Consider the following 16,543-nt stretch of genomic DNA (forward strand, 5'->3'; position numbering starts at 1 on the left):
CAACATCATCAAAAACCCGAACAATGGATTTTAGTATTTGGTCTAACTTACTCAAACAATTATTAGAACGTCAATCATTATCCCGCACTCAAGCCGCAGAATTGATGCAAGGATGGATAAATGAAACAATTCCCCCAGAACTATCAGGGGCGATTTTAATGGCCTTAAACTTCAAAGGCGTTTGTGCAGAAGAATTAACAGGAATGGCCGAAGTCTTAAAATCCCTGTCTTCCGTACCCATAAACAAACGTGAGCATACCCCATTTGTCCCGTTAATTGATACTTGTGGTACAGGTGGTGATGGAGCATCAACCTTTAATATTTCCACCGCTGTCGCCTTTGTAGTGGCTGCTGCTGGTGTACCTGTCGCTAAACATGGTAGTCGTTCAGCCTCCAGTCTTACAGGCAGCGCCGATGTTTTAGAAGCACTGGGAGTAAACTTGACTGCTGCGAGTGAAAAAGTCCAAGCAGCAGTACAAGAGGTAGGAATTACATTTTTATTTGCCCCTGGTTGGCATCCAGCCCTGAAAGCAGTTGCCCCATTACGGCGAAATCTCAAAGTGCGGACTGTGTTTAATTTACTTGGGCCTTTGGTAAATCCCCTGAATCCCACCGGTCAGGTAATTGGTGTTTTTGATCCTCAACTGATAGAAACCGTTGCTGAAGCCTTAAATCTCTTGGGGACACAAACAGCAATGGTTCTCCATGGGAGAGAAAAATTAGATGAAGCTGGTTTAGGCGATATTACCGATTTGGCGATCTTAAAAGATGGTAAAGTATTGTTAACTACTGTTGATCCCCAAGAAGTCGGTGTCACACCTGCCCCCATTACCGCCGTCAAAGGTGGTAACGTTCAAGAAAATGCGGTGATTCTGCAAGAAGTTTTGCAAGGGAAAGGAACACAAGCGCAACAGGATATAGTGGCGTTAAATGCTTCCCTGGCATTGCAAGTAGCAGGTGCAGTTCCCTGGCTAAATCATGCTCAAGGAGTGACTTTAGCTAAAGAAATTTTACAAAGCGGTAGCCCTTGGACAAAGTTGGCACATTTAGTGGAATTCCTGGGGGATTAGCTTCTGAGTAGGCTTGAGGACGAAATTCCACAACATTACGTTTGATAGTTACATCGTAATTACCGAAAAAATCATGTCCTAAAAGTCCTGTTTCTAATTCTGTCCCAGCGATCGCTACTGGGACTTTATTTACCGTCATCCCCCCAACTTCCATAGAATCAAGATAGCCAATGGGGAATTCCACAGCCTTAGCGCTGGCCGTATTCGCTTTAGCTTTTCCTACCGTTACCACTCCTAAAGCCGCTGCTATCTTTTGGGTGATTACAGTCCCACTAGCTCCCGTATCCACAATCATCTCAAATCGCTGTGTACCGTTGAATGTAACTTCAATAATTGGTGTACCACCAATTCGCCGCTTAATTGGGGCAATAAATACCTCATTATTGCGGGGGAGGATAGTTGATGACGGGAAACTAGGCTTAGATAAGGATGGTTTTAGGGTTTTGACAGAGGAACGGGGGGGAACTATGCCATGACTCTGTGGCTGAGGAACATCAATGACAACCGATTGCGGTTGAGTTAAAGAAGATGCTAAATTTTTGGGGTAGGCTTTGCGGCGAGCAAAAGCAATTTGACGGCGATATTCACCGATTTGGCGTTGAGCAAAGGCAAAATTGCCACTATCACGGCGGACTTGCTTCATGAGAGCGATCGCATCTTGCAACTGACTCACTACCAAATTCCAATCATCCACAGACACAGCAGATTGGCTGATACTTTTAGCACCAGCAGCTTTATCTAGTGCCATTGCCAAAGGACTTAATTGGGTGGGGGAAGATTCTCGTGGCGTTGATTTCGGACTAGCTAACAATTGTTGACGTTGACGGGGAGAATGGATGGCTGCCAAACTCCCAGTTGACAAAGATTGCTTAGATTCATCAGTTGTCGTTGTCTGCTGATCTTGATCACAGGCAACAGTCAAAACCGCTAAACTAACGGAACAAAAAATGAGGGCTGTCCGGGACAAAAAAGACTGAAGCATAGTGAATGTTTTAACCGCCCTGGCTGCTCTTCCCAAGTGTACTCCTCCCACCCAATTAAAGATGCGTGACTATTGAATCATTTTAAAATTAAAGTTTTGATGAAGAATTTTTGGTGATTTTATATACATATATATGATTTATATGATTTTTTTGTAAAGGATTGTATAGTAACTACGGGAAGGTTCTGAGTTTTCGATCAACAATATGAATATATTGTCTGTCTGGCATTACCAGATATTATATACAAGTAGAGGTATTAACCATGTCTAGCGCAGTTTTAATTGATTTTGGTCAAATTTATCAAGTTCGAGGCAACAAGGTTGCTTCTGCTGCAAAATTTGATGAAATTACTTCACGTTTAAAAAAAGCATCAAGAGAGATCAAGACTGAATGGAACAATTTTTCTTCTGAACAACGTGATTACTTAACAGATTTTGCCTACTCTTTCATTGAACCAACGCAGGAAGCTACAGGGTTTTTGGATATCCTCAAATCAAAAATTTATTTGCTTTTTTTGAATCTTACCTCCCAAAGAGAATCTTTTGATGCTTGTGTTGATGCTATTGATTTCTTGGTTGATACAATTCTTGATTGTATTGAGCAAGATGATCCCGGCTATCAGGCTGTTTTATCTGATACTTTAGAGGAATTGCGTTTAAATTACGAACGGATTCCAGAAGTAAAGCCGGAGGATAGTAGTGCCTGGTTGCGAAATATATTCGATAAGGCCATTGCCGAAGTTTGAGATTAGTCTTGTTAAACTTGTTAAAACTCACTACAAAAAAAATAAAAGAGCTAGAGATTGATTTGAGACTTTGATACAAAAGTATATAGAGACTCTTGCAAAAGATCCGCTTTTTGATGAATCAGATAGCGAGAATTTTCCTAAAGGTGCTTACAAACCAGATTTTGAATTTAGAAAAATTCGGTTTTTAATGCCGGAACTTCAAGGTGCTTCTCGTCAAGGCAGATTTATGTATGTTGTTCATCAAGCTTCTTGCTCTGTCTATCCTGTATGGATTTATACACACGAAGAATATTCGAAAAGACCTAGCGATCAGGAATTGAAAGAGCAATTTGCAATTATAGAAGAAATGAATATTGTAGATGTAGATTCTCCACCTTCATAAACCATGAGAAGATATACCTTTGCTGTCTTCTAAAAAAATAATTTATAGAAGATATAAAACCCTTTTTTCTCTCCAATTACTAATTACAAATAATCTATGCCCCTATCTGACGCAATACCTGCTCTACTTGTCCTCGCAGATGGCTCTATTTATCGCGGTTGGTCTTTCGGAGCGACAGGAACTGCCATTGGCGAAATCGTATTTAACACAGGCATGACCGGATATCAAGAAGTGTTAACCGATCCTAGTTACTGTGGTCAAATTGTCATTTTTACCTATCCCGAATTAGGTAACACTGGCATTAATCCCGAAGACGAAGAATCAAATCAACCTCATGTTAAGGGAGCGATCGCTCGGAATATTTGTCATAAACCCAGCAATTGGCGTTCCACCCAATCCCTCCCCAACTACCTCCAACAGCACCAAATTCCAGCTATTTACGGCATAGATACCCGCGCCCTCACTCGGAAAATCCGCACCCTTGGGGCAATGAATGGCGGCATTTCCACAGCAATTCTCGACGAAGCAGAATTGTTAGAAATGGTACAAGCTGCTCCCAACATGACAGGCTTAAACCTGGTCAAAGATGTCACCACACCAACCGTTTACGAATGGCTGGAAGCCACAACAGCCCCTTGGGAATTCAATTCCGCAGCAGTGGCTAAAATTGGCGAAACCTTCACCGTCGTCGCTCTAGACTTTGGTGTCAAGCGGAATATCTTGCGTCGTCTAGCCAGTTATGGATGTCGCGTCATAGTTGTTCCTGCCGATACACAACCAGAAGAAATTCTCAAATACAATCCAGATGGTATTTTCCTCTCCAACGGACCAGGAGACCCCGCCGCCGTCACAGAAGGTATCAACACCACAAGAGCCTTACTAGACAGCCAAAAACCCATATTTGGCATTTGTATGGGACACCAAATTTTAGGTCATGCTCTCGGTGCAGAAACATTTAAACTAAAATTTGGACATCGGGGTTTAAATCAACCTGCTGGTTTACAAACAAGAGTGGAAATTACCAGCCAAAATCACAGTTTTGCTCTTGATCCAGACTCCTTACCAACTGCTACAGTCGAGGTCAGCCACTTGAACCTCAATGATCTGACAGTAGCTGGAGTTCGTCACAAGACCCTACCTGTGTTTTCTGTTCAGTATCACCCAGAAGCCAGTCCTGGACCCCATGATGCTGATTACTTGTTTGAGCAGTTTGTACTAAAAATGCAAGCAGCACGTCAAGGCGCAATCGCCTAACTTGAGGATAAAAAATGTCATGATGGATATTGGTAATTAGTAAAAATTTTTGCCAGTCCCCAACATAGACAAATTGCTCAAAAACCATCTACACTAGAACGTTTACTTTTAGTAAAAAGAACGAGGAGAAAATCATAGCTGAACCACTGAATCTAACCGTGAGCCTGAGAGGTACACGCGAAGTCCGCGATAGCTGTCAGCTATTCCGCCTCACAGGTTTATTAGACGCTTTCTCTGAGCCAACATTCATTAAAGTAATCGGCAGTAAAATTGAGGACGGTCCAAAAAACATCATTTTGGATCTTTCACAGATCGACTTTGTGGACAGTTCTGGCTTAGGTGCGCTCGTAAGACTAGCCAAACTGGCTAAACCTGAACCAGATGGTGAAGGCAGTTTCCAAATTGTCAGTAATGCCCGTGTAACCCAAACGGTTAAGCTTGTTCGTTTAGAAAAATTTCTCTCCTTACAACTTACAGTTGAAGCAGCCCTAGAAAACATCCCCTCTGCGGCTTGATTGCTTAAATGGAAAATCTAAATTAGGCTGTCCGATGTCAAATCTGGATAGCCTAATTTTTGGATATAGTAGGGAATGGAGTTGAAAGTCTTTTAAGTGCATACTGTTATATCAGGGAATAACCCTTATAAGAAAAATGCTGAAAACCCTTGAGAAACAGCAACGCAGTTGCATTTTTCTGACTTCAGGCAAGGGATGAAAGCTGATTGCAGCATTTATACTGCGCTAAAAATGCTAGAATGCTCTTATCAGTACAAGATTTAAAAACCTACCCCCGGACTGGGGGAAAGTCTACGCCCAGAAAATCTTGAGGAGATATCAGCACGCCCAAAGGGCAAACGTGTTGAGCCTGGGAACCTTAGTGATAAGGATATTAAGAGCGTAATCTCTTAAGAATCCCCGTCTCTTTAGAGCGGGGAGTGTCAAGTTGAGAGTTAAATATAATTTAAGTTGTTTTAGATAATGCCGGCAAAAATTGTCTCCCGATGTAGTGCTTTTTTAAGGAATGATTAATCTGTGAAGTCCAAGGAGGAAACAGGCGAACACGAAGAAGATGAAACCGCTACACAGCATTCATCAGATATTTCCCCGTGGTTGGTAAATGCGACGCAACTGCCCCAGCAAATATCCGCAGCCCAAATAAAACAGATATCTCCTTCAGCTTTGGCCTACTTGGGGGATGCAATTTATGAATTATATGTTAGAATGTTTTATCTGTGGCCACAACAACGACTAGACAACTACCATCGTTCCGTCGTGGATCAGGTAAGAGCAGAAACACAAGCGCTACATTTGCGAATGTTAACTCCTTACTTGAGGAGTAACGAATTAGAAATTGTTCGCAGAGGTCGTAACTCTGCTACGAGTCGTCATAAACGACTGAATCCCGAAATTTATCAACAGGCAACTAGTTTAGAAACCTTAGTTGGCTACTTATATCTTACTGATTACTCCCGTTTAACCGAGCTATTACAAAAACTTCCCCTAGAGAAATAGTGAGAAGCTACATCTGGCGATTGTTACTGATTTGTAATTGTTCATTAAATTGATGTCATCGGGCTGTTCCCTCATTTAAATCAAACCTCAATACTGTTATGACAAGTCAACCAAAGAAAAGTAATTCTGGCGGACAACCAAAACGTGGTCAGCCAGTGAAAATCAAGGGCAAACGCGTTGTCCCTCAACCTAGCCGTAATCAAGGCAAAAGTGATGGTAAACCCATTTCTGCTAAACCTCGCTCTCGCTACGGTTCTGAACAATCCCCAGAAGTGAAAGTAGATAGAGAAGGTAAATCTTATTCTGCTAAACCTCGCACATCTCGCTACGGTTCTGAACAATCCCCAGAAGTGAGAGTAGATAGAGAAGGTAAATCCTATTCTGCTAAACCTCGCTCTCGCTACGGTTCTGAACAATCCCCAGAAGTGAAAGTAGACAGAGAAGGTAAATCCTATTCTGCTAAACCTCGATCTCGCTACGGTTCTGAGCAATCCCCAGAAGTGAGAGTAGACAGAGAAAGTAAGTCATTTTCCGTGAAACCCCGCACATCTCGCTACGGTTCTGAACAATCTTCAGAAGTGAGAGTAGACAGAGAAAGTAAGTCATTTTCCGTGAAACCCCGCACATCTCGCTACGGTTCTGAACAATCTTCAGAAGTGAGAGTAGACAGAGAAAGTAAGTCATTTTCCGTGAAACCCCGCACATCTCGCTACGGTTCTGAACAATCTTCAGAAATCGCATTACCAACGGGCGGTAAATCCTTCACTGCTAGATATCGTCCCTCTTCCCAATTTTCCGAGCAATCCTCAGAAATCACACCCACAGAAGAAACTGATCTAATCTATGGTCGTCATCCAGTTTTGACTGCCTTGGAAAATGAACACAGTATCAACCGTCTTTGGATTACTACTCGTCTCCGTTATGATCCCAGATTTCATCATTTGATTTTGCAAGCCAAAGATAATGGCGCAGTTATTGATGAAGTTGAACCAATGCGGTTAGACCAAATTACTGGTCGGGCAAATCACCAAGGAATAGCGGCTCAAATTGCTCCTTATTCTTATATTGAACTAGAGGATCTGATTAGCAACGCTAAAGCTGTGACTGATCCTGTAATTGTAGTTGCTGATGGTATTACTGATCCCCACAATTTAGGGGCAATTATTCGCACAGCAGAAGCGATTGGCGCTCACGGTTTGGTGATTCCTCAAAGAAGGGCAGCGGGAATTACTTCTACGGTGATGAAAGTCGCAGCAGGGGCATTAGAAACCTTTCCTGTATCTAGAGTTGTCAACCTTGGTCGCGCTTTAGAACAGTTAAAAGAAGAAGGCTTTTGGATTTATGGAACTGCGGTTACAGGTAGCGAACCATTACAAAGTGTTAAGTTTAGCGGACCTGTGGTTTTAGTCGTGGGTGGTGAAGGCGAAGGTCTGGGGATGTTGACACAACGTTCTTGTGATGTTTTGGTGTCCATTCCCTTACAGGGCAAGACTCCTAGCCTCAATGCTTCGGTGGCAACTGGTATGGCACTTTACGAAATTTATCGCCAAAAATCTCAAAATACACTGTATCTTGATAAACTACAGACAATTGCTTTGAAAAAACAATAGTACAGTTACTGATTTCGTAGACAAATATCCACGAAATCAGTGACTATAAACAATGTAAAAGACAATAAATCTCACCTATTTTCACACATCCAGTCACACGTTTATAAATCGGCGAAAACCATGAAAACGATTTGGCATAACTTCCAAGAGGGGTTGATTAATACATTCAATGGACTCGGCCTTGCTTGGTGGGTAGAAATTGTCACACAAAATCCCAGTTGTACATACTACTTTGGTCCATTTTTCAGTTCTGTGGAAGCTACTAAAGCCAGCAATGGCTATATAGAAGATTTGGAAATTGAAGGAGCGCAGGGAATTATAGTGAATATCAAACGCTGTAAACCTACTGTTTTAACAATTGCTGAAGATTTGGGGGAATGGATTGACCGTAAAGTAAAGCCTGTCTTTAGCGGTCAAATTTAGTCTAATCAACAATTCCAGAGGCTGTTATCGTTCCTGGGCTAATCCTGGGAACGAACTATGGCTAATTTAAACTTTGATTATTTGGGGGTTGGTTACTAACCAACTATCAATGTCTCCTAATAACTGTTGGGGTATTTCCCAAGGAAAGAGGTGGGCTGTGTTGGGGTAACATTGCCATTGAGAGTTTTTGATGTGTCGGGCTGTTTCTAAACTGGCATCAGCGGTAATGTGGCGGTCTTGTTCACCAGCAAGCACTAGGCTAGGACATTGGATTTGCCAAAGGTCGGGGGTGCGATTATAACCTGCTCTCATGGCACTGTAGAGGGCGTTTGTAGCTGCTGAGGTAGTTTGTAAGTAGGCTGGTAGGGCATCCCTAGCTATGTAATTGTATGCTGTGGATGTGTGTTGTTGAATTAAGTAGCGAAAGAGCGATCGCTTGCCGAAAGTATCAATATTCCATTGCCAACTGGGTTTTATATAGTTCAATATACCAGCAATGCCTGTATAAATATTGTCTTGCCAAGAAATTCGGGGATGATTGCCCCAAGGTCTAGCGGCTGTGGCTACTAAAATCAAGCCTGTCACCCGTTGCGGTAGGCGCATGGCCAGTTCCATGGCTAAAATGCCTCCTAGCGACCATCCCAATAATAAACATTTTTCTATTTTCAATTGGTCTAATAGGGCTTCTAGGTCGTCTAAATGGTCTTGCATCTCAAATTTGCTCTGAAACCGACTTTTGCCATATCCACGCAAATCTGGGGCAATGGTTTGGTAGCGTTTTGATAGATGATTGGTAAAGATAGAGAGGCTACGTCCCGAACCAGGATGACCATGTAAACCAAGGATGGGAAATCCTTGACCTTGGATGTAGAAGTTAAGTGGTACAGCCATAAATCCTGATTGTAAGTTCTATTTTTCGATATAACCACCGGCATAGGTAATGACGCAGATAGTTCTGTATTGTTTGTGAGAACCGTAAGCTACACCAGTTACCCGAAAAGATGGGTTAAAAATATTTGTCCGATGTCCACGGGAAGGTACACCATCATCAATTATTAGTTGCATGACAATATCTTGGGCTGTATTTGGGCCATAACTGATATTTTCACCAGCGGTAGTTTGCCATTTACCATAACGATTGATGCGAGCGCTAGGGTTGCTACCATCACTACCATCATGACCTGTTGTTCCCTTTGATCCTTGGTCTTTAGCATGATCTCGCGCACCTAAAGACATTCCTTTGGAGCTACGTAATGCACTGACGGGACGGACGGATTTTAAAAAAGTTATCGCTTCATTAACTGGTTTTACGCCTTCTTGGGTGATTAAATAGGTATTATAGGAAATTTTGACGCGATTTCCCTGAAACCGCTGTTTATAATTTTCTAAAATGGGCAAATATGATTGAGGATTTGTTCTGACTTTGTTAGTTTCCGCAATTACTTGTTTTTCCAAGGTGGACAGATAACTTGTTTGTGCTAATGAAGTTTGATTATTTTTATTAGCAAGCAGTTGAATGGTAGATTCTGGAGGTTTTAGTAATTGATCAGAAAAAGTAGTTGCCAGCGTAATAGGTAATAATATCAAAAATCCCAGGTAACGCATTCATGACCCCGTTTTCTTGTTTACTGTAGTAGTAATCTTTTTCGATAACTACCTATTACCTGTTGTAATATTTTTGGTTATTAAATGTAAAGGGTTATTTGTAAATAAACTGATGATTTGTCAAAATAGGAATTGAGAAGCGAAAAGTTATCCTCATCACTTCTCATAAGACTACTCCTTACACTTATTGCAATTAGAACAGTTAACCAATACGTGCCACCTCTAGCTAAAGGTGCAGATTTATTGGCAACAACGATAAAATTGGTATAAAGTATTGCTTAACCATCAGATTTTATTATTTACCTTGCAATATTTCTTCCACTTCTGTGAGTTTTACCGGTCCAGCAAAATTTGGACTGGTCATAATAAAAGATGGTGTGCCACCCAATCCTAATTGTTGGGCTAATAATAGGTCTTTTTGGATGGATTTATTAGCTAATTTGCGATCATTGCCAAATTTTGTGAGGTTTAAATTGAGCTTTTTAGCAGTGTCTAAATATAAAGTCTCACCCAATTGTTTTTGGTTGGTAAACAAGGCATCATGATATTCCCAAAACTTACCTTGTTGATATGCTGCCCAAGCTACTGTAGCTGCGGGTAATGCTTGATCATGAATTTGATAAAGGGGAAAATGCTTATAAACTAAAGTGAATTTATTTGGATATTTTGCCAATAAATCTTTGAGTGTTTGATGGGCTTCGGCACAATAAGGACATTCAAAATCTGAAAATTCTATCAATACTGTTTTTGATTTGGTTGCACCAATTGTGGGAGAATCACCAATTACGGATTGAGGATTTGTTTGAAAATCATTGATAAATTTTTGTCGTGATTTTTGGATGTTCTGTTGCTGTTGCTGCTGGTATATTTCTACAGATTTAATAATGATTTCGGGATTTTTGCGGATAATTTCTAAAACTTGTTGTTCTAGTTGGGGGTTGATTTTGGTATCAGCTTGGACAGGAAGTGACCAGGTTAATATCAAGCCGATCAAGCTAACAATTGCTAAATTTCGGAAATGAGTCAAAATTTTGAACATTTTTTTTCAAGGTATAGCACTAGCAATGTGATTTTATCAAGTAGCGGATAAAACAGCAATTATTTCAAGTTTCTGAAATAATGCCTTTAGTTAATATACATTTTTTAAATTAAAGTTTACATAGAATTTAATTCTGGACAAAATTTTGCAGTAAATATCCCAATCGAATAGGAGTGCTATAACAGTTATGTTAATCAGTTGGCTTTATCTGATAGCAGCAATTATTTTTGAAGTTTCTGGTACAACTTGTATGAAACTGTCAGAAGAATTTACCAAAATTATCCCCTCAATTTTTATTTTTGTATTTTATGGACTTTGCTTAACGTTTTTAACTCTTTCTCTCAGGACAATTCCGGTGAGTATAGTTTATTCTATTTGGGCAGGTTTTGGTACTCTGATAATTGCTACGATTAGCGTGATTTGGTTTCATGAGTCTTTTACGCTGGTAAAAATTATCTCTATGTCTTTTATAATTATCGGTATTATTGGTTTAAATTTGGCTGAGTAAAGGGACGAGGCAGAGGCAGGGGGAAATAATTACTAACAACCACTGACAACTGTACGGGCGAAGCATTTGGAGAACTATTTTTGGCAATGACCGATAATTTATCTTCCAAATGCTTCGCCCCTACTGACAACTGACCAATTACCACACTAAACCAGAAACTTAGATTAATACAAAAATAAATTATGAACAGTAAAATTTTCCTAACATCTGTATTTTTACTTAGTATGAGCTTATCAGGTGCAGTGCAAGCTGCAAGTTATGAGGATATTAGACAGTTATTGGCAAATAAACAATGTCCAAAATGTCTTCTTGGTAACGCTGGATTAGTAATGGCTGATTTAGCTGGGGCAAATTTAAACGGTGCAAATCTTGCGGGTGCGAATTTAAGTCGGGCAAATTTGGCTGGTGCGGATTTGCGGGGTGCGAATTTAAGCGGTGCGAGTTTATTTGGTGTAAATTTAAGTGAGGCTAAACTTAGTGGTGCAAATTTAAGCGGTGCTGATTTAAGAGATACTTATTTAATGAATGCTGAATTGAAAGGTGCGAATATTACAGGTACAAATTTTCAAGGTGCGGTAGGAATACCTTTGCAAATTGCTAAATCAGAAGATTTTTATGCTTGGGGTGTAGCAGCAGCAGAAAAGGGGAATCTTAAACCAGCTATTGATTATTTTAGCCAAGCGATCGCACTTAAACCAGACTATGCTGGGGCATATTTAGCCCGTGGTGTCGCTAGTTACCAAAGTTTAGATAGAAAAAACGCTTTAGAAGATGCCCAAAAAGCAATAGAACTATTTGAAAAAGAAAAGAATAGTGAAGGAACACAAACAGCCAAAGCATTTATTTTAGAATTAAAAACCCCTTACACAGAAACAGTGAATACAGGTAAACCCAGCTTTATCGATTTTGCGGGTAGTCTAGGTTCAGTCTTATTACAATTTTTGCCCTTCTAATACCCAGTTCATTAATCTATCATTATCTGCGGTTAATGATTATGAAAATCTTGTTCTATGCAGCTTCGTCTTAACTTAGGATACTAACTAACAAGCAATAATGGCACAGAAGGGAAAAAGATAAATGTCAGAAAATCTTAGAAGTAAAGCTATCACACAAGGGGTACAAAGATCGCCTAATCGCGCCATGCTTAGGGCTGTAGGTTTTGAAGATGCAGATTTTAACAAAGCCATTGTCGGTGTAGCCAATGCCTATAGCACCATTACCCCCTGTAACATGGGGATAAACGAACTGGCACAAAGGGCGCAAACCGCGATTAAAACCGCTGGTGCAATGCCCCAAGTTTTCGGGACAATTACCATTAGTGACGGCATTTCCATGGGAACAGAAGGGATGAAATACTCCCTCGTTTCACGGGAAGTTATCGCTGATTCCATAGAAACAGTCTGTACTGGGCAAAGTATGGACGGTGTATTAGCAATTGGTGGCTGTGATAAAAATATGCCAGGGGCAATGTTAGCCATGGCGCGGATGAATATCCCTGCTATCTTTGTTTACGGTGGTACAATCAAACCCGGACACTATGAGGGTAAAGATTTAACTGTTGTCAGTTCCTTTGAAGCCGTTGGTCAATACAGTGCTGGTAAAATTGACGAAAATGAACTGTTAGCAGTTGAACGCGGTGCTTGCCCCGGTGCGGGTTCATGTGGAGGGATGTTTACAGCCAATACCATGTCTTCAGCTTTTGAAGCAATGGGCATGAGTTTACCCTACTCCTCCACCATGGCTGCTGAAGATCCAGAAAAAGCCGACAGCACCGAAAAATCAGCCGTTGTCCTCGTTGAAGCTATACGAAAACAAATATTACCTCGGCAAATTATCACCCGCAAATCCATAGAAAACGCCATTTCCGTGATTATGGCTGTGGGTGGTTCTACCAATGCAGTATTACATTTTCTAGCGATCGCCCGCGCTGCTGGTGTTGAACTAATTTTAGACGACTTTGAAACCATTCGCGGTCGTGTTCCCGTCATCTGTGATTTAAAACCCAGTGGTAGATATGTAGCCACCGACCTACACAAAGCCGGCGGTATTCCCCAAGTCATGAAAATGCTATTAGCCCATGGCTTGCTGCATGGTGATTGTATCACCATTTCCGGGCAAACAGTCGCCGAAGTCTTAGCAGATATCCCCGCAGAACCACGGACGGACCAAGACGTAATTCGTCCTTGGCATAACCCCATGTATGCCCAAGGACACTTAGCCATTCTCAAAGGCAACCTGGCCATAGAAGGGTCAGTAGCCAAAATTACCGGAGTCAAAAAGCCTGTAATTACAGGACCCGCGAGAGTATTTGAATCGGAAGAATCCTGTTTAGAGGCAATTCTCGCCAAAAAAATCCAAGCTGGGGATGTTATAGTTATCCGCTACGAAGGACCAAAAGGCGGACCCGGTATGAGAGAAATGTTAGCCCCCACCTCCGCTATTATTGGGGCTGGTTTAGGTGACTCTGTAGGCTTAATTACCGACGGACGCTTCTCCGGTGGTACTTACGGCATGGTAGTCGGTCACGTTGCCCCAGAAGCGGCTGTAGGTGGTAACATCGCCTTAGTAGTAGAAGGTGATAGCATTACCATAGATGCCAATGCCCGGTTGTTGCAACTGAATGTATCAGAGGCAGAATTAGCTACTCGTCGCGCAAATTGGCAACCACTTCCACCCAGATATACCAAAGGGGTACTGGCAAAATATGCCAAACTTGTAGCTTCCAGTAGTGTGGGTGCAGTAACAGATTTGGACTTATTTGCTAATTAGTAATTATATGAGATCCCCGACTTCTTTGAGAAGTCGGGGATCTGAAATTTAGTATATTTGAAGATTATGCAGCTAAATTCAAACTTATCAGCAACAGTTACTCAACGTTGGCAAATATTGAAAAATGGTATTAATCAAAATTTAGATTCTTTCACTCAATCTATACAACAACAAGCGACAAAAACAACTGATAATACTAAAGATTATTTAGAAAATAATTGGCACAATGTCGAGAAAATTACTAATAATACATCAGGAGTAATTCAAAAAACTATTAATACATCTGTGCATGATTTTTTATCACAATATCCCTGGTTTTTCCAAGTATTAGAAATATTCACATGGGGAATAAATCACCCTGTCAGGGGTGGAATAATTTTATTATTTACAATTGCAGTGATTTGGAGTATCATTAAAGCAATTGTTAGAATTATAGAAACTGCCAGTTGGTCAATTTTTAAAATTCCTTTTATATTACTACAAAAATTATTAAAATCTCTTTGGATAACATTTCCTAAAGTGGGAATTTTCGGCATTGGGAAAATTCAAAGTAAACAGCAAAGGTTAGCTGAAATTTCCCAGCGTTTAGAAGTTATTCACAACGAACAAAAAGCACTATTACAAGAAGCTGCTAAACTCATGAAATCAGATCCAGAAAATATGATGACTAATTCTAACGGTCAGGAGACATCTGTTTAATTATCTCATCTTTTTGACCAGATACAAAATTAGCAAACCGGACAGCTAAAGGTGGTACAAAGAGAAAAGGACTACTAAAACCGGAAAATATATGTAGTCCTGAAAATTCAGAAATAGCACCAATTAAAGGCAATTTATCCTGAGTAAATGCCACTAAACAATGATGCCATGTTCCTGGTAAATTTCCTAAACTTGGTAATATGTTCGTAATACTTTCTCGTAACCATTGTTCACTTGCTGTTGAGTTAATTGCCGCTTGCGGATTTGTTAAAACCCGGCTAATTTGACCTATGCGTAAACTCCCGTCCAGAAATTGCACCACACCAGCATCTAAAATTGGTGATAGTATTTCATGATTCGGGTTATCCCATAATTCATCAATTTGAGTAGATTCTGCTTCTTGTTGAAATCTTTGCAAATTTGCGGGTGATACTAAGCTATGTAATTGAATATCTGTAGATGGTATTTCAATGATTTCTGCATGAGAAAAATATATTTTCGCAGCAATACCCATTGATTTTAGTAGTTTACGAGTAATTCCCCCAGCACAAATCACAACATTATCACTTTGAAAAGTATTAGTATTTGTTTTCACACCTGTACATTTTTTCGTAGAAGTAGTTACTAATTCTCTAAATTCCCCAAATTGGATTTCTCCTCCTAAATTTACCATTGCTTGAATGTAAGCTTGGGTAGTTTTTTCTGGGTGAACATGACCATGTTTAACAGTTAATGCACCAGATATAGCTTCGGGGTTTAAAAAAGGTTCTAATTCACAAGCTTCTTGAATACTAATTAAATGCGGAGGAATAACAACATCTTGATAAGATTTAGCCATTATTTCGGGATTAATATCTACGGAAATAGTCATTAATAAATCTAATTCCCGAAATTGAGTATCTGCATTTAATTCTTCTGATAATATCCGATGACGGGTTAACCCTTCTGTAGATAATTGTTTTGTAATTGCTGTTGTTGCTGACCAAAAACTAATGCCACCATAACTATAACAGGTAGCATTTTGGGGTGTTTGGTATTGTTCCAACAAAAGTACAGAAAATCCAATTTTTGTTAATTCATAAGCAAGTGCAGCCCCAGTAATTCCCGCACCAATAATAATCCAGTCGTAAGTTTTCATAATTTAGTAAAAATGTATATTGCACATGAATTATTAAATGTTTTATTCATTTTAATGAAAGCAAGAATTCTTTTGTCAGAAATTCATCAGCAATTTTTCCATCAGTGGGTAAGTATATACAAACTTGAATATCTAACTCTTTTAAAAACTTGCACATCAATGGTCCAACATCTTGCCATTGTAAATTACCAAGTCCACAACCTAAAGCCGACATTGCCAAAGATTTTATACCTTGTTGTTTATAATTATCCTGAATCCATTTTAACACCAATCCACTTGTCTCAGAGTAGTTACTCAACTACGTAGAAGTTTTGCTTGTATACTAGGACTTAAGCAACTGAGCTTTACGCTTACCTGGAAAGGGTGTAAAGTCTATTTATAATTCCTAGTGTTGATGACTCAGCAGCTTACAATTAAATAGACTGAAATTATAAATATCATAACTGCTTGACAACGCTTTCAATTAAACTATTTCAGAGTATTTAAAACGATGAATATGCAAGAACAACCTAACGGTGCAGATAATAAACGCGCTGACAAGACAGAAATCGCTCTGCATCTAGATTCTGAATTAATAGAGCAAATTCAACATCTCACTAATGACCCCAGTAAAGTGATTGAAGTGGCTATCCGTCAATGGTTACGCGGTGATTTCACCAGAGATGATGAGTTAACACGTACACCCCTACGCACACCCGTTCCCCCTCGTGGTGAATGGAATGATTAAGTGCGATTCGTTGTTAGCTGAATCACGGTAATCAGTCCGTACATAAGCTAACCAACCCAATCTAGAAATAGAAAAAG

General features: G+C 40.1%; 20 protein-coding genes. 13 read left to right on the forward strand and 7 right to left on the reverse strand.

Annotated elements, in window-relative coordinates; translation table 11 throughout:
- Nucleotides 1–23 precede the first annotated feature (23 nt).
- Nucleotides 24–1,070 (forward strand): anthranilate phosphoribosyltransferase, encoded by a 1,047-nt coding sequence (gene trpD / locus HGD76_RS04780; protein ID WP_168695121.1) that lies wholly within the window; start codon nt 24–26, stop codon nt 1,068–1,070.
- Here the strand turns inward: trpD and HGD76_RS04785 are convergent.
- Nucleotides 1,000–2,052: a retropepsin-like aspartic protease family protein gene (locus HGD76_RS04785; RefSeq protein ID WP_168633773.1), complete on the reverse strand. Its 1,053-nt coding sequence runs from the start codon at nt 2,050–2,052 to the stop codon at nt 1,000–1,002. The two genes, trpD and HGD76_RS04785, sit on opposite strands and share 71 nt — an antisense overlap.
- Before the next feature lie 263 nt (nt 2,053–2,315).
- Between HGD76_RS04785 and HGD76_RS04790 the strand changes: the two genes are divergently transcribed.
- The 7 genes from HGD76_RS04790 (at nt 2,316) to HGD76_RS04820 (ending at nt 7,981) form a co-directional block, all read left to right on the forward strand.
- A complete protein-coding gene (locus HGD76_RS04790; RefSeq protein ID WP_015078716.1) occupies nt 2,316–2,798 on the forward strand; it encodes a hypothetical protein in 483 nt (160 codons plus the stop codon).
- Between the two features lie 70 nt (nt 2,799–2,868).
- Nucleotides 2,869–3,183 (forward strand): hypothetical protein, encoded by a 315-nt coding sequence (locus HGD76_RS04795; protein ID WP_233467040.1) that lies wholly within the window; start codon nt 2,869–2,871, stop codon nt 3,181–3,183.
- 96 nt (nt 3,184–3,279) lie between these two features.
- Nucleotides 3,280–4,437: a glutamine-hydrolyzing carbamoyl-phosphate synthase small subunit gene (carA, locus tag HGD76_RS04800; RefSeq protein WP_168695122.1), complete on the forward strand. Its 1,158-nt coding sequence runs from the start codon at nt 3,280–3,282 to the stop codon at nt 4,435–4,437.
- 158 nt (nt 4,438–4,595) lie between these two features.
- Nucleotides 4,596–4,952 (forward strand): STAS domain-containing protein, encoded by a 357-nt coding sequence (locus tag HGD76_RS04805; RefSeq protein WP_041457647.1) that lies wholly within the window; start codon nt 4,596–4,598, stop codon nt 4,950–4,952.
- A gap of 516 nt (nt 4,953–5,468) precedes the next feature.
- Nucleotides 5,469–5,948 carry a Mini-ribonuclease 3 gene (locus HGD76_RS04810; RefSeq protein ID WP_168695123.1) on the forward strand — a complete coding sequence of 160 codons (480 nt, stop codon included), beginning with the start codon at nt 5,469–5,471 and terminating at the stop codon, nt 5,946–5,948.
- A gap of 689 nt (nt 5,949–6,637) precedes the next feature.
- On the forward strand, nt 6,638–7,558 hold the full coding sequence (gene rlmB / locus HGD76_RS04815; RefSeq protein WP_051155230.1) for a 23S rRNA (guanosine(2251)-2'-O)-methyltransferase RlmB: 921 nt from the start codon (nt 6,638–6,640) through the stop codon (nt 7,556–7,558).
- Nucleotides 7,559–7,678: 120 nt separating this feature from the next.
- Nucleotides 7,679–7,981, forward strand: a complete 303-nt coding sequence (locus tag HGD76_RS04820; protein WP_015078722.1) for a DUF1816 domain-containing protein — start codon at nt 7,679–7,681, stop codon at nt 7,979–7,981.
- 66 nt (nt 7,982–8,047) lie between these two features.
- Here the strand turns inward: HGD76_RS04820 and HGD76_RS04825 are convergent, their stop codons facing one another.
- The 3 genes from HGD76_RS04825 to HGD76_RS04835 form a co-directional block, all read right to left on the reverse strand.
- Nucleotides 8,048–8,872, reverse strand: a complete 825-nt coding sequence (locus tag HGD76_RS04825; RefSeq protein ID WP_168695124.1) for an alpha/beta fold hydrolase — start codon at nt 8,870–8,872, stop codon at nt 8,048–8,050.
- Between the two features lie 18 nt (nt 8,873–8,890).
- The gene (locus HGD76_RS04830) at nt 8,891–9,586 is read right to left on the reverse strand and encodes a CAP domain-containing protein (RefSeq protein ID WP_168695125.1); all 696 of its coding nucleotides are present in this window, start codon (nt 9,584–9,586) and stop codon (nt 8,891–8,893) included.
- Between the two features lie 295 nt (nt 9,587–9,881).
- The gene (locus HGD76_RS04835) at nt 9,882–10,625 is read right to left on the reverse strand and encodes a DsbA family protein (RefSeq protein WP_168695126.1); all 744 of its coding nucleotides are present in this window, start codon (nt 10,623–10,625) and stop codon (nt 9,882–9,884) included.
- A gap of 187 nt (nt 10,626–10,812) precedes the next feature.
- Between HGD76_RS04835 and HGD76_RS04840 the strand changes: the two genes are divergently transcribed.
- Nucleotides 10,813–11,133 carry a DMT family transporter gene (locus tag HGD76_RS04840; protein ID WP_015078726.1) on the forward strand — a complete coding sequence of 107 codons (321 nt, stop codon included), beginning with the start codon at nt 10,813–10,815 and terminating at the stop codon, nt 11,131–11,133.
- Here the strand turns inward: HGD76_RS04840 and HGD76_RS04845 are convergent.
- On the reverse strand, nt 11,108–11,263 hold the full coding sequence (locus HGD76_RS04845) for a hypothetical protein (protein WP_233467043.1): 156 nt from the start codon (nt 11,261–11,263) through the stop codon (nt 11,108–11,110). The two genes, HGD76_RS04840 and HGD76_RS04845, sit on opposite strands and share 26 nt — an antisense overlap.
- Before the next feature lie 52 nt (nt 11,264–11,315).
- On the opposite strand from HGD76_RS04845, the gene HGD76_RS04850 reads away from it, so the two are divergent.
- The 3 genes from HGD76_RS04850 to HGD76_RS04860 all read left to right on the forward strand — a co-directional run bounded on the left by HGD76_RS04850 (nt 11,316) and on the right by HGD76_RS04860 (nt 14,601).
- The gene (locus tag HGD76_RS04850) at nt 11,316–12,086 is read left to right on the forward strand and encodes a pentapeptide repeat-containing protein (protein WP_168695127.1); all 771 of its coding nucleotides are present in this window, start codon (nt 11,316–11,318) and stop codon (nt 12,084–12,086) included.
- 124 nt (nt 12,087–12,210) lie between these two features.
- A complete protein-coding gene (gene ilvD / locus HGD76_RS04855; RefSeq protein WP_148763306.1) occupies nt 12,211–13,902 on the forward strand; it encodes a dihydroxy-acid dehydratase in 1,692 nt (563 codons plus the stop codon).
- Between the two features lie 66 nt (nt 13,903–13,968).
- Nucleotides 13,969–14,601 carry a hypothetical protein gene (locus tag HGD76_RS04860; protein ID WP_148763304.1) on the forward strand — a complete coding sequence of 211 codons (633 nt, stop codon included), beginning with the start codon at nt 13,969–13,971 and terminating at the stop codon, nt 14,599–14,601.
- On the opposite strand, the gene HGD76_RS04865 is transcribed toward HGD76_RS04860, so the two are convergent.
- Both HGD76_RS04865 and HGD76_RS04870 read right to left on the reverse strand, forming a co-directional pair.
- Nucleotides 14,576–15,739, reverse strand: coding sequence for an NAD(P)/FAD-dependent oxidoreductase (locus tag HGD76_RS04865; protein WP_168695128.1), 1,164 nt, complete (start codon nt 15,737–15,739; stop codon nt 14,576–14,578). The two genes, HGD76_RS04860 and HGD76_RS04865, sit on opposite strands and share 26 nt — an antisense overlap.
- Before the next feature lie 46 nt (nt 15,740–15,785).
- Nucleotides 15,786–16,037 (reverse strand): macro domain-containing protein, encoded by a 252-nt coding sequence (locus HGD76_RS04870; RefSeq protein ID WP_148763300.1) that lies wholly within the window; start codon nt 16,035–16,037, stop codon nt 15,786–15,788.
- 192 nt (nt 16,038–16,229) lie between these two features.
- Between HGD76_RS04870 and HGD76_RS04875 the strand changes: the two genes are divergently transcribed.
- Nucleotides 16,230–16,466 (forward strand): hypothetical protein, encoded by a 237-nt coding sequence (locus HGD76_RS04875; protein ID WP_015078732.1) that lies wholly within the window; start codon nt 16,230–16,232, stop codon nt 16,464–16,466.
- The last annotated feature ends 77 nt before the right edge of the window (nt 16,467–16,543 follow it).

The organism is Dolichospermum flos-aquae CCAP 1403/13F, assembly GCF_012516395.1.
GTDB classification, from domain to species: Bacteria; Cyanobacteriota; Cyanobacteriia; order Cyanobacteriales; family Nostocaceae; genus Dolichospermum; species Dolichospermum lemmermannii.

Bases quoted from the DNA above. Each gene is read 5' to 3' on its own strand.
- trpD (WP_168695121.1), top strand. From the start codon at position 24: ATGGATTTTAGTATTTGGTCTAACTTACTCAAACAATTATTAGAACGT.
- HGD76_RS04785 (WP_168633773.1), bottom strand. From the start codon at position 2,052: ATGCTTCAGTCTTTTTTGTCCCGGACAGCCCTCATTTTTTGTTCCGTT.
- HGD76_RS04790 (WP_015078716.1), top strand. From the start codon at position 2,316: ATGTCTAGCGCAGTTTTAATTGATTTTGGTCAAATTTATCAAGTTCGA.
- carA (WP_168695122.1), top strand. From the start codon at position 3,280: ATGCCCCTATCTGACGCAATACCTGCTCTACTTGTCCTCGCAGATGGC.
- HGD76_RS04820 (WP_015078722.1), top strand. From the start codon at position 7,679: ATGAAAACGATTTGGCATAACTTCCAAGAGGGGTTGATTAATACATTC.
- HGD76_RS04825 (WP_168695124.1), bottom strand. From the start codon at position 8,872: ATGGCTGTACCACTTAACTTCTACATCCAAGGTCAAGGATTTCCCATC.
- HGD76_RS04830 (WP_168695125.1), bottom strand. From the start codon at position 9,586: ATGCGTTACCTGGGATTTTTGATATTATTACCTATTACGCTGGCAACT.
- HGD76_RS04835 (WP_168695126.1), bottom strand. From the start codon at position 10,625: ATGTTCAAAATTTTGACTCATTTCCGAAATTTAGCAATTGTTAGCTTG.
- HGD76_RS04840 (WP_015078726.1), top strand. From the start codon at position 10,813: ATGTTAATCAGTTGGCTTTATCTGATAGCAGCAATTATTTTTGAAGTT.
- HGD76_RS04850 (WP_168695127.1), top strand. From the start codon at position 11,316: ATGAACAGTAAAATTTTCCTAACATCTGTATTTTTACTTAGTATGAGC.
- ilvD (WP_148763306.1), top strand. From the start codon at position 12,211: ATGTCAGAAAATCTTAGAAGTAAAGCTATCACACAAGGGGTACAAAGA.
- HGD76_RS04860 (WP_148763304.1), top strand. From the start codon at position 13,969: ATGCAGCTAAATTCAAACTTATCAGCAACAGTTACTCAACGTTGGCAA.
- HGD76_RS04865 (WP_168695128.1), bottom strand. From the start codon at position 15,739: ATGAAAACTTACGACTGGATTATTATTGGTGCGGGAATTACTGGGGCT.
- HGD76_RS04875 (WP_015078732.1), top strand. From the start codon at position 16,230: ATGAATATGCAAGAACAACCTAACGGTGCAGATAATAAACGCGCTGAC.